The organism is Corynebacterium sp., assembly GCF_043426755.1.
Classification (GTDB): Bacteria; Actinomycetota; Actinomycetes; order Mycobacteriales; family Mycobacteriaceae; genus Corynebacterium.
On sequence record NZ_JBHWRP010000077.1, the window covers coordinates 1 to 11,212 of the forward strand.

Annotated in this window: 12 protein-coding genes; 2 read left to right on the forward strand and 10 right to left on the reverse strand. The window is 63.8% G+C overall.

Going from position 1 to position 11,212, the window contains the following annotated elements:
• The 10 genes from folP to dacB form a co-directional block, all read right to left on the reverse strand.
• Positions 1–806: dihydropteroate synthase (gene folP / locus ACHFGA_RS07825; RefSeq protein ID WP_394281841.1), on the reverse strand; the 806-nt coding region annotated here is incomplete at its 3' end.
• 2 nt (positions 807–808) lie between these two features.
• Complete coding sequence (gene folE / locus ACHFGA_RS07830) at positions 809–1,405, reverse strand: GTP cyclohydrolase I FolE (RefSeq protein WP_394281842.1); 597 nt, start codon at positions 1,403–1,405, stop codon at positions 809–811.
• Positions 1,406–1,408: 3 nt separating this feature from the next.
• Entirely contained in the window at positions 1,409–3,895 is a 2,487-nt protein-coding gene (gene ftsH / locus ACHFGA_RS07835) for an ATP-dependent zinc metalloprotease FtsH (protein ID WP_394281843.1), read from the reverse strand.
• Between the two features lie 82 nt (positions 3,896–3,977).
• On the reverse strand, positions 3,978–4,568 hold the full coding sequence (hpt, locus tag ACHFGA_RS07840; protein WP_394281851.1) for a hypoxanthine phosphoribosyltransferase: 591 nt from the start codon (positions 4,566–4,568) through the stop codon (positions 3,978–3,980).
• Positions 4,569–4,670: 102 nt separating this feature from the next.
• Positions 4,671–5,639: an ABC transporter substrate-binding protein gene (locus ACHFGA_RS07845; RefSeq protein ID WP_394281844.1), complete on the reverse strand. Its 969-nt coding sequence runs from the start codon at positions 5,637–5,639 to the stop codon at positions 4,671–4,673.
• Entirely contained in the window at positions 5,636–6,313 is a 678-nt protein-coding gene (locus ACHFGA_RS07850) for an ABC transporter permease (protein WP_394281852.1), read from the reverse strand. Before ACHFGA_RS07850 ends, ACHFGA_RS07845 begins: the two co-directional genes overlap by 4 nt.
• Entirely contained in the window at positions 6,310–6,963 is a 654-nt protein-coding gene (locus ACHFGA_RS07855; protein ID WP_394281845.1) for an ABC transporter permease, read from the reverse strand. Before ACHFGA_RS07855 ends, ACHFGA_RS07850 begins: the two co-directional genes overlap by 4 nt.
• Positions 6,960–7,784, reverse strand: coding sequence for an ABC transporter ATP-binding protein (locus ACHFGA_RS07860; protein ID WP_394281846.1), 825 nt, complete (start codon positions 7,782–7,784; stop codon positions 6,960–6,962). Before ACHFGA_RS07860 ends, ACHFGA_RS07855 begins: the two co-directional genes overlap by 4 nt.
• A 51-nt stretch (positions 7,785–7,835) precedes the next feature.
• Complete coding sequence (gene tilS, locus ACHFGA_RS07865) at positions 7,836–8,729, reverse strand: tRNA lysidine(34) synthetase TilS (protein ID WP_394281847.1); 894 nt, start codon at positions 8,727–8,729, stop codon at positions 7,836–7,838.
• Complete coding sequence (gene dacB, locus ACHFGA_RS07870; protein ID WP_394281848.1) at positions 8,729–10,015, reverse strand: D-alanyl-D-alanine carboxypeptidase/D-alanyl-D-alanine-endopeptidase; 1,287 nt, start codon at positions 10,013–10,015, stop codon at positions 8,729–8,731. Before dacB ends, tilS begins: the two co-directional genes overlap by 1 nt.
• A gap of 68 nt (positions 10,016–10,083) precedes the next feature.
• Here dacB and ACHFGA_RS07875 point away from each other — a divergent pair, with 68 nt between their 5' ends.
• Both ACHFGA_RS07875 and ACHFGA_RS07880 read left to right on the forward strand, forming a co-directional pair.
• Entirely contained in the window at positions 10,084–10,617 is a 534-nt protein-coding gene (locus tag ACHFGA_RS07875; protein ID WP_394281849.1) for an inorganic diphosphatase, read from the forward strand.
• A 49-nt stretch (positions 10,618–10,666) separates the two neighbouring features.
• Positions 10,667–10,957: a rhodanese-like domain-containing protein gene (locus tag ACHFGA_RS07880; protein WP_394281850.1), complete on the forward strand. Its 291-nt coding sequence runs from the start codon at positions 10,667–10,669 to the stop codon at positions 10,955–10,957.
• The last annotated feature ends 255 nt before the right edge of the window (positions 10,958–11,212 follow it).

Consider the following 11,212-nt stretch of genomic DNA (forward strand, 5'->3'; position numbering starts at 1 on the left):
ACGGCGACCTCGTGCACGCGCACACCCCACGCGCCCAGCTGGGCGGATAAGGCGGTGACGGCCGCGGTGGCCGGATCCGCGTCGAGCGGCCCGTGCTCTAGGCCGCGGGCGGCGCGGATCCCGGTGAGGAAACGCTTGCGGCTCGCACCCACCAGCAGCGGGAATTCACTATTGATGAACTCAGGCAGCGCGTTGAGCAGCGCCCAGTTATCGGCGGCGGTCTTGGCAAAGCCCAGGCCAGGGTCCAGCACGATCTGGTTGCGCTCCACGCCTGCAGCTAGCGCATTATCGACGAGGCGGCCCAGCATCTCATGGACGTCGCGCACCACATCACCGCCGTGATCGGCGGAACCGGCCGCATCACCGAACTCGCCCGACTGGACGGTGCGCCAGTGCATGAGGCACACCGGCAACTGCGTGTCAGCCATCACGTTATACATCTGTGGGTCGGCGAGTCCGCCGGACACATCGTTGATCATGTCCACACCGGCCTCGGCGGCCGCCAACGCGGTAGAGGCACGCATCGTATCCACAGAGGTGCGGATGCCTTCGTCGTGAAGCACCTTGATCAACGCCGATGCCCGCTGCGCCTCCACCTCGGGGTCGACGCGGGTCGCGCCCGGGCGGGTAGATTCGGCGCCCACATCGATCATGTCGGCGCCGAGGCGGACGAGGTCGTGCGCGTGGGCCACGGCGTCGTCGAGGGCGAGCCACTGCCCGCCGTCCGAAAATGAGTCCTCGGTGACATTGACGATGCCCATGACCATGGTGCGGCCGGGCGTGGAAAGATCTGCAACTGTAACCATTGTTATCCCCTAATCAGGCTTAGAACTTCGGCGCGGGAGGCCGCATTGCGCTGGAAACCGCCGCGCACCGCACTGGTAGTGGTGATGGCACCCGGCTTGCGGATGCCACGCATGCCCATGCACATGTGCTCGCATTCGATGACGACAATCACCGATTGGGCTTCAAGCTTAGCGACGAGGGCGTCGGCGATTTGGCTGGTCAGACGTTCCTGGACCTGGGGGCGTTTCGCGTACATGTCCGCTAGGCGGGCCAGCTTGGACAGGCCCGTGACCTTGCCCTCCTTGTTCGGGATGTAGCCGATATGCGCCTTGCCGTAGAAGGGCACTAGGTGGTGTTCGCAGGTGGAGTAAATCGGGATGTCGCGCACCAGCACCAACTCCTGGTGGTTCTCCGCGAAGGTGGTGCCGAGGACCTCCGTGGGGTCTTCGTGCAGCCCGGCGAAAGTTTCGGCATAGGCGCGCGCGACCCGAGCAGGCGTGTCCTGCAGGCCCGCGCGGTCCGGGTCCTCGCCCACGGCGATGAGCAACTCGCGCACCGCGGCTTCAGCGCGGGCGTGATCGAAGTCAGCGACTGCGGGGATATTGGGGTTCTTGTCCATGGTTTAGTCCCTCCGGTGCTTTCCGGGGTCGTCACTATCAGCCTGGCCTGCCGGGTCATCCGGTAGTTGTGGCTCAGGTGCTTCTGGTCGTGCGACCTCGGTGGGGTCCACCTTCGGCATCTGCGTTGTTTTTTCCTCAGACGGCCAGGCGTGGTCGGGGCGCTCGTGCTCCGGCAGGCGGAAACCGATTTCCTCCTCTGGCTGTTGCTGGCCCGGCTCGCCGGAACCATAGTTCTTCACACCAGGGTGTTCGGCGGGTGGCTGCTGCGCAGGCTGGGGAGGCTGCTGCTCCGGCTGCGCTGGTTGTGCTGGCTGCGCTGGCTGGTTCTGGGAGCCTGGCCATGCGCCACCTGGCACCTGCCACCCGGCTGGTGGCTGCTCACCGTCATAGCGTGGTGGCTGCGCGTTCTGGCCGGGCTGCTTGCCAGCGCCGATGGCGGTGGAACCAGCACCCGCCGGATTCGGAGCCCCAGCGTTGCGTTTAGCCTGCTCCTCGCGTTCCTTCTCGCGCTTGGCACGCGCCGCGCGGGAGGCCTCCAGCAGGGAGAACTGCTTCGGTGGCTCTTCGCCGCGTTCCTCGGCAAATTCCACGGGGGTTTTCACTGGCTCGTACCCGGCCTGCTGTGGGAAGCGCTCGTCGAGAAGCTCCAGGCCCGAAGGCTGTGGATCGATGTCGTCGAAAATCACTTCCAGGTCCGGGCGGCGCAGAGTTTCCTTCTCCAGCAGCTTGGTCGCCAGGGTGTCCAGGTACTCACGGTGATCACGCAGGATGGTGTAGGCGCGCTCGTGGGCGGCGTCGATCAGCGCGTGGACCTCGCGGTCGATCGTCTCGGCGACGTGCGGGGAGTAATCCAGGGATCCCCCGCCACCGCGGCCAGAGAAAGGGTCGCCTTGCTCATCGCCGTACTTCACGGTGCCCAGGCTCGCACTCATGCCGTATTCGGTAACCATGGCGCGCGCAATCTTCGTGGCCTGCTCAATATCGGCAGAAGCGCCCGTGGTGGCCTCGCCGAAGACCAGCTCCTCGGCGGCACGTCCACCCATGGCGAAGACCAGGCGGGCGTAGAGCTCGTCGCGGTTGTACATGCCCTTGTCGTCCTCGGCGGCGGTCATCGCATGTCCGCCGGTGCGGCCGCGGGCGAGGATCGTCACCTTGTACACGCGCTCGATATCCTTCAGCGCCCAGGCGGACAGGGTGTGGCCGCCTTCGTGGTAGGCGGTGATCTTCTTCTCGCGCTCAGAGATCACGCGCGAGGAACGGCGTGGTCCACCGATCACGCGGTCGGTCGCCTCTTCTAAGGCGTCGGCGGTAATCACGTTGCCACCGATACGCGCGGTGAGCAGCGCTGCCTCGTTGAGCACGTTGGCTAGGTCGGCGCCGCTCATGCCGGCGGTGCGCTTGGCCAGAGAGTCGAGGTTGGCGTCGTCGGCAAGCGGTTTGCCCTCCGCGTGCACCTTCAAGATCTGGGCGCGTCCCGCTAGGTCCGGGTTGGTCACTGGGATCTGACGGTCGAAGCGGCCCGGGCGAAGCAGGGCTGGGTCGAGGATGTCGGGGCGGTTCGTCGCGGCCATCAGGATGACGCCTTCGCGGTCGCCGAAACCATCCATTTCGACGAGCAACTGGTTCAGGGTCTGCTCGCGCTCATCGTGTCCGCCACCCATGCCGGAGCCACGCTGGCGACCCACCGCGTCGATCTCATCGATGAAGATGATGCACGGCGAGTTCTCGCGGGCCTGCTTGAACAGGTCACGCACGCGCGAGGCACCCACGCCGACGAACATTTCGACGAAGTCTGAACCGGAGATGGTGTAGAACGGCACGCCGGCCTCACCTGCAACGGCGCGGGCCAGCAGGGTCTTACCCGTGCCAGGAGGGCCGTAGAGCAGCACGCCGCGCGGGATCTTCGCGCCCAGCTTCTCGTAGATGGAGGGGTCCTTGAGGAAGTCCACCACTTCTTGCAGCTCGTCGACGGCATCGTCGGCACCTGCCACGTCCTTGAAGGTGGTGTCCGGGTTGTCCTTCGTCATCTCCTTGGCCTTGGAGCCGCCGATGCCGAACATGCCACCGGACTGCATGCGGTACATGAAGAAGAAGAGCAAGCCGAAGATCAGGATCATCGGCAGCATGAAACTCAGAATGCTCATCAGGAAGGAATCCTGCGTGACATTCGTCGTGTATTCTTCAGCGCCGGAGTTGGTCACCGCGTCGAACACCTGAGGGGTGGTCCGCGCGGGGTATTGCGTCATGATCTCTTCGACGCCCTCACGCTCTTCTACCGTGATGGGCTCGTTGAGGGTGAGTCGCAGACGTTGCTCGCGGTCATCGATTTGGACCTCTTTGACGTTCTGGTTCTCAAGCTGCTCCATCGCAATGGAGGTTTCCACGCGCTGGAAGCTGCGGGTGTCGTCGCCAAGCAGCGTAAAGAGGTACAAAATCATCAGCACTACGGCTGCGATGATGCCGTAGCGCAAGACTTTCGAATTTTTCATTGAATACTTTCGTCAACCGGAAAAGTAGCTACTGAGTGTAACGGTTCACCCGGGGTTTTCGTTCCCATGTGTCAAGCCTGGCCTAATGATTGTCGCTGTACACACGCGGATGTAGCGTGCCGACGAACGGAAGGTCACGGTAGCGCTCCGCATAGTCCAGGCCATAGCCCACCACGAACTCGTTAGGAATATCGAAACCGATGTCCAACAGGTCCACGTCCGCCGTCTGGATCTCCGGCTTGCGCAGCAGCGTGATCGCACGCAGGGAGCGGGGGTGGCGGCCACGCAGGTTCTTCATCAGCCAGCTCAAGGTCAGACCGGAATCGATGATGTCTTCGACGATGAGGACGTCGCGGTCGGCGATCTCCTTGTCCAAGTCCTTCAGGATGCGCACCACGCCCGAGGAGGTGGTCGAGTTGCCGTACGACGACACCGCCATGAACTCCATCTCCGAAGGGATAGACAGGGCGCGTGCGAAGTCAGTGAGCATGAACACCGCGCCCTTGAGCACGCAGACGAGGATGAGGTCCTTTTCGCTGTCGGCGTACTGCTTGTTCACCACGTCGGCAAGTTCTTGAATGCGCTCCTGGATTTCTTCCTGGGTGATTAGGACCGCTTCAACATCGTCGCCGTAGCGGTTGGCAGGTACGTTGAAGTCTTTCTTGTCATGCATGTTAGTCATGGACGCCCTCGAATACTCGCTGAATTGTGGCTGCTGGGAATTGTGGCCCTTAGTCTAGTTATTGCTGACTAAGTGGGGAAACCGTGCCCGCCCCTAGCGCGCGGCAATATAGTCCGTGGCGATCACGGACGGCTCCGCCTTTTCGTTGCCAACGTTGCGCAGGTTCATCTCTGTGAGGTCCTCCGTGGTCAGGTCGCGGTTGATCGCAGCGAGCGCGTCGAGGGCTTCCTGTGGCACACCGCCGGCGGTGTAGATGGGCAGAATGTTCTGTGGCAGGATCATGTTTTCTGGGTCCTCCAGCTTCACCAGCTCAACCTCGTTCCCGTTGGAGTCCAGGTGGGGCGAGGTGGTGTAGATATCGGCTACCGTGGCTTCTCCCTGCAGGAGTGCGGCGACGGTCAGGGGGCCGCCGCCGTCGGAAATGGGGTTCATGGTGATGGAGTCTGCCGGCACGTTATACACCTCGTCGAGGCCTTGCGGGCCGTAGGGGCGCTCCGCCAGTTCGGGGTTGCCGGCTAGGACGATGGAGTCGATCGCCGAGAGGTCGTAGAGCGTGGTCAGGTCATACTGCTCGGCAACTTCCGGGGTGACCATGTAGGCGTCTTTGGATTCGGCCGGGGCGTAGTCGCCGGCTTCCAGGCCTTCGGGCAGCGCGTTTTCAACTTCCGCGTACACGGCCTCAGCGTCGGCGCCCTGCTCGATGTCCGCCCCGTAGAACTGGGAGAGGTTGCCGGTGTATTCGGGCACGATGTCTACCTCGCCGTTTTCCAGGGCAAACAGGTACACCTCCCGCGAACCAATGCCGGAGGTGACCTCCACGTCGAAGCCGGCCTCGCGCAGCGCCTCCGCCCACACCTGGCCGATGATTTCGGATTCAGGGAAGTTGGCGGTGCCGATCGTGATGGTGTCCGCGCCACCATCTCCGCCACCACCGGCCTGGTCGGTGGCCAGCGGGTCCTCGGTCGCGCACGCGGTGACGGTGAGGCCGGTCGCGGCAAGTGCGGCCACGGCCAGCGGAGCGCGCGGGGAACGCCGTGCGGGGAGTGAGAAGAAGTGTGTCATGACTGCCTGATTCCTTTCGGTTGCGCCAGCTTCTGACCGGCAGCGAGGATGAGGTCAAAGATGAGTGCGAGGATAGCGACGAGAATGGCGCCTGCCAGCATGAGGGGATAATCCCGCAGCGCTAACCCGTCGATGAGGTAGCGCCCCAGGCCCGACAGCCCGATATAGGCGACGATGGTGGCCGTCGCAATGACCTGGACGGTCGCAGAACGGATACCGCCGACGATGCCCGGCGCGGACAGCGGAAGTTCGACCGCGCGCACGATATGGGCTTCGGAAAACCCAGAGGCCCGCGCGGAGTCCACCACATCGCGCGGGATGGCGACGAATCCGGAGACTGTGGCGGCGACGATCGGCGGGATCGCCAGGATGACTAGCACGATAATGGAGGGGACGATGGGCATGCGCACCCCGATGCTCATCTCAAGTGTCAGCCAGGTCAGCAGGCCCAGCGATGGCAGCGCGCGCATCGCCCCTGAGAGCGCGACCACCACGTTGGCTCCGCGCCCGCTGTGCCCGATGGCGATCCCCACCGGCAGCGCGATCAGCGCCGCGATCCCCACCGCCACGAGCGTGTAGAGCACATGGTCAAGCATGCGCGCCCCGATCCCCTGGTCCCCGGACCAGTTTTCGGCGGTGGTGATGAAGCTCAACGCTTCGACAAGAAAGTTCATCGGGCTGCCCTCCTCGACCTGGTCCAGGGCATCAGCCACTTGCCGACGATCACCAGCACCAAGTCCACGACCACCGCCAAGAGCACCGTGCCAATCAGGCCGGCCATGATCTGGGTGGGGAAATTGCGCTGGAATCCTTCGGTAAACAAGGTGCCCAGCGACTGCACACCGATCAGCGCGCCCACCGAAATCAGCGAGATCGTGGACGCCGACACCACGCGCAGGCCTGACAAAATCACAGGACCCGCCAAGGGCAGGTCCACACTAGCGATGCGCCGCGGGATGGCATAACCCATGGCGATCGCCGACTGGCGCACACTATCCGGCACGGTGTCGAAAGCGTCGGCGGTGGAACGGACCTGCAGCGCTAGCCCATACAAGGTCATGGCTACCACCACGTTGATGGGAGACAGCATCGAGGTACCCAGGATCAGCGGCAAGATAATGAACAGCGCCAGCGAAGGGATCACGTACAGCAAACTGGTGGCCGCCACCACCCACTCACGCACCCGCGGGTAGCGGTGCGCCACCCACCCAATCGGCAAGGCCAGTACGAACGCCGCCACGATCGCCGGGATCGCCAGCATCAGATGGTCGACGGTGAGGTCCCAGATCCGCGGGAAATTAGTTTCGATCCAGTCCCACCTCATAGGCGTTTGGCCCCATCGTCGTAAAGCCCCACGACCTTGCCACGCGTATCGACGACCACCTCAACACCATCGCGGCGCTCCACGTGGAGCTGGCGGGAATCCATCCCAACAAAGTGGCGGACCTGCCCGTTGGCGGGGTTGGTGATGAAATCATGCGGGGTGCCGGCCTGCTGAATGCGGGCGCGTTCGCCAAGCAAGACGATATCGTCGCCAAGCAAAAAGGCCTCATCGATATCGTGGGTGACCAGCACGATCGTCTTACTCCACCGCTGCTGCAGCTCAAGGATCTCGCGCTGCAGCTCACGCCGGACCACCGGGTCAACGGCGCCGAAGGGCTCATCCATCAGCACGATCGCAGGATCCCCGACCAGCCCGCGCGCCACCCCGACGCGCTGCGCCTGACCGCCCGACAGCTCCGCCGGGTAGCGATCAAAAAGCGCCGCATCCAGGTGCACGCGCTCCAACCACTGCGCCGCTCGCTCACGCGCCTCGCCTTTGCTCGCCCCCGACAGCCTAGCCACCGCCGCCACGTTCTCCAGCGCCGTCTTATGCGGCAACAGGCCAGAGTTCTGCATCACATACCCGATGGAGCGGCGCAGCTGCACCGCGTCCTCCTCGGCGATGTCTTTGCCGTCGATGCGCACCTGGCCCGCCGTCGGGTCCACCATGCGATTAATCATGCGCAGCAGAGTCGTCTTGCCGCAGCCGGACGGTCCGACAATCACGGTGGTCGCCCCGCCTGTGATGGCGTAGCTAAACGACTCTACGGCGGGGGTCGTCGCGCCGGGGTATGTCGTGGTCACATTGTCGAACTCGATCATGGTCCCACCCACACTACCGACGCCGCATCAAATAAGCCGGTTTTTATCCGTTTATTTCTGCCCCGCCAGCACCAAGCGCCCACCCTCGCGCACCACCGCCAGCCCGCCGCCCACCGGGATCGGGCCTTGCCCGCGCCAGTGCGTACACAGCCGCGCAATTTCGCTTATCGACGACGCACTGGGCACTACCCCACTCTCGTGCAACAACGCGGCAATTCTGCGCTCACGCACCGCGGGGTGATCTGCGGCAAGAGCAGCGCAATCGGTTGTGGGCTGCGCCAAAGGCGTGAGGAAATCTTCCGTGGCGACCAGCTGCTCAGCCGCGTGTGCCAGCGGTTCGACAGCATCCCCACCGAGGACCTCCGCAAGCAGGGGCAGTACTTCCTGGCGGACCCGCACTCGTCGATAAGCACTATCGGCATTCATCGGGTCCTCCCAGAACTCCAGGCCAAGTTCCTGGCACGCGCCCACCGTGTCCGCGCGGCGGACGCCCAACAGCGGGCGCACCACCTGGCCGGTGCGCTCACTCATCCCCATGGGACGCGCGCGCAACGCCGTCAACAGCAGGGTCTCCGCCTGATCGTCGCGGGTATGCCCCACCCAAATGTCACGCGCCCCGGCGACCTCATGCAAAGCGGCGTAGCGGGCAGCGCGGGCCTGCGCCTCCACATTGCCCGGCGCGACCTCCACCGCGACAACCTGCGCGGGCACCCCGAGGCTACGGGCCTGCTGCGCGGCCTGCTCGGCGATAGCGGCGGATCCTTCCTGCAGGCCGTGGTCGACAACCACCGCCTCCACGTCCTTCTTCTCCGCGGCGGCCGCGGCCACCAAGGCCAGCGAATCAGGCCCGCCGGACAGCCCCACCACTGCCGGGCCCTCCCACCGGCGCACCGCCTGCCGACACGCCAAGAAGTGTGGCGAGTGACGCGGCCAGAACGGGTCCATCAGAAATCGCGCAGGGCCGAGGCCATCGTGTCCATCGCCTGGCGCGCCGGGTCGATCTCCACACCGTTGGAGAGAAACGCGAAAGTGTACACGTTGCCTTTGTCGCTGGTCACGGTGCCGGCCAGGGCGTTAACACCAGTGAGGGTGCCGGTTTTCGCACGCACCCAGCCTTTGCCCTGGAGGTCGCCGTAGCGGGTGGTCAGGGTGCCTTCACCGCCGGCGACGGGCAGGGTGGTCAGCAACAGTTTTAGTTCGCCGGAGGCCTCGCCGGCGCTGCGGGCGAGGATGTCGTCGAGTAGCGCCGGCGTGATCTTGTTCACGGTGGAAAGACCGGAGTTGTCGGCAAGGGTGACGTCGGTCAGGTCGAAGCCGCGTTCGCCCAGCACGTCGAGGGTGTGCTGCGGAGCGTTGACCACAGCGCTACTGTCCCCGACCACCTCGGCGGCGACCTCACGACCGATGGCTTCGGCCATGACGTTGTCGGAGTCTTTCATCATCACGCGCAGGCGCTCGATCAGCTCCGGCGACTCCACTTCGGCCACAACTTCGGCGGTTTCGGGAGCCTCGGAAAAGCCCACGGTGGTTGCGCCCACCTGGTCAGCCACGGCCTGCGCCACGTCCAGCGCCGGGGTGTGGGAGCGCGGCACGTCCCCCTCCGTCGCCCCGATGCGGCCGCCGTTGATCATCACCGGCTGGAGCGGCGCCACGTACCCGGAGTCCACGTTTTCGGGGTCCCATTCGGGCATCATTTCTTCCTGGCCTGCCCACGCACGCGTATCGACGAAGACCGCGTTGGCCTGGCCGATCTGCTCGGCCAGCTGCACAACGGTGTCCTCGGTGAACCACACATCGCCGGCGGCCTTGATGATCACGTCGCCCTCATTGGCACCGCGCACCACCTGGGTGGTGATCCGATCCGTGGGATCCAGCGTGTACAAGGCCGCCGCGGCGGTGAGAATCTTCGTCGAGGAAGCCGGGGTCAACGGTTGTTCGGAGGCGGCGTCGAAAAGCACCTCGCCAGTAAAGCCGTCGGAAACGCGGGCGTGGAACGTGCCCAGGGCGGGATCGTCGGCAAGCGCCTGCAAAGTGGCGGTCAGCGCCTCCCGGTCGACCGGGTCTGGCGTGGCGGGGACCAGGATGTCCGTGGCCGCGGGCAGGCTATATGCGGGCGCAACCTCAAGCTCGGAGAGTTCCGAATGCACGTAATAGCCCGTGCCCGCGACGGCGCCGACCCCGCCGAGGGCGACCACTGTCGCGATTGCTGCCACTGTTTTCTTCCCACTCACAAGCAACCAGCATACGCAAGGTAAGGTAGAACATGATTTTCACGCCTATAGATAAAGGAGTACGCCCCATGGCCATTGAAGTCATCATCGAAATCCCTAAGGGTTCGCGCAACAAGTACGAAGTGGACCACGAAAGCGGCAAGATCTTCCTGGACCGCTACCTGTTCACCCCCATGGCCTACCCTGCGGACTACGGCTTCATCGACAACTCGCTTGCCGACGATGGCGACCCACTCGACGCGCTGGTCATCACCCCAGAGCCCGTATTCCCAGGCGTGACCGTGATCGCCCGCCCCATCGGTGTGTTCAAGATGACCGACGAGGCTGGCGGCGACGACAAGCTACTCTGCGTTCTCGACGACGTGCGCTACGAGAAGTACAAGGACATCGACGATGTCGACGACTTCACCAAGGACGAAATCGAGCACTTCTTCGTCCACTACAAGGACCTCGAGCCAAACAAGCACGTCACCGGTTCCGGTTGGGGCAACCGCGAAGAGGCAGAGCGCATCCTGCAGGACTCCCTTGACCAGTTCAAGAAGGTTGGCGACAACTCTCGCGAGAACCTTGAGGCCGAGAAGGAAGCCAAGACCGAAAACTAAGGTCTTTACTTTCCTGCGCAGGCTTTAAAACCGCGTAAACTTGGGCAGCATGAAGGAAGTTAATGTAAAAGATGTTCCCGACAATGCCCAGCTGATCGACGTCCGCGAGGTCGACGAGTTTAACGAGGTCCATGCCAAAGGCGCTGTGAACCTGCCGTTGAGCAACCTCACCCACCTGGCAGACAAAATCGACCCTGACCAGCCGATTTACCTGATCTGCCGCTCCGGTGGCCGCAGCGCCCAGGCCGCGGAATACCTAGAGAATGTCCGCGGCTGGGAGGCCATCAACGTGCTTGGTGGCACCACCGAATGGGTGGAGCAAGGCCTGCCCACTGAGTAACTGACTCTCTTTAGGGCACCGCCGTCATCGTTTTTCGCGTTGGCGGCGGTTTTCTTTGTGTCCCGGCCATCCTGCACTAGGTCCCTCCCCCTGTGACCAGGGGCTTTAAATAACAGCGGTGCCAGATAGCGCCATCCTGCACCGCTGCCAAATAAACCCGCAGGTCACGCCACCCCTGACCTGGTGCAACTTTGCCCCAAATCAGTGGGCGCACCCCAATCATTTTACTTTCTAAAGATAGATTCCTACCATAGT

Excerpts from the sequence above, each read along its gene's own strand:
- ACHFGA_RS07855 (WP_394281845.1), bottom strand. The coding sequence starts at position 6,963 with ATGAGGTGGGACTGGATCGAAACTAATTTCCCGCGGATCTGGGACCTC.
- hpt (WP_394281851.1), bottom strand. The coding sequence starts at position 4,568 with ATGCATGACAAGAAAGACTTCAACGTACCTGCCAACCGCTACGGCGAC.
- ACHFGA_RS07880 (WP_394281850.1), top strand. The coding sequence starts at position 10,667 with ATGAAGGAAGTTAATGTAAAAGATGTTCCCGACAATGCCCAGCTGATC.
- ACHFGA_RS07860 (WP_394281846.1), bottom strand. The coding sequence starts at position 7,784 with ATGATCGAGTTCGACAATGTGACCACGACATACCCCGGCGCGACGACC.
- ACHFGA_RS07845 (WP_394281844.1), bottom strand. The coding sequence starts at position 5,639 with ATGACACACTTCTTCTCACTCCCCGCACGGCGTTCCCCGCGCGCTCCG.
- ACHFGA_RS07850 (WP_394281852.1), bottom strand. The coding sequence starts at position 6,313 with ATGAACTTTCTTGTCGAAGCGTTGAGCTTCATCACCACCGCCGAAAAC.
- ftsH (WP_394281843.1), bottom strand. The coding sequence starts at position 3,895 with ATGAAAAATTCGAAAGTCTTGCGCTACGGCATCATCGCAGCCGTAGTG.
- ACHFGA_RS07875 (WP_394281849.1), top strand. The coding sequence starts at position 10,084 with ATGGCCATTGAAGTCATCATCGAAATCCCTAAGGGTTCGCGCAACAAG.
- folE (WP_394281842.1), bottom strand. The coding sequence starts at position 1,405 with ATGGACAAGAACCCCAATATCCCCGCAGTCGCTGACTTCGATCACGCC.
- tilS (WP_394281847.1), bottom strand. The coding sequence starts at position 8,729 with ATGGACCCGTTCTGGCCGCGTCACTCGCCACACTTCTTGGCGTGTCGG.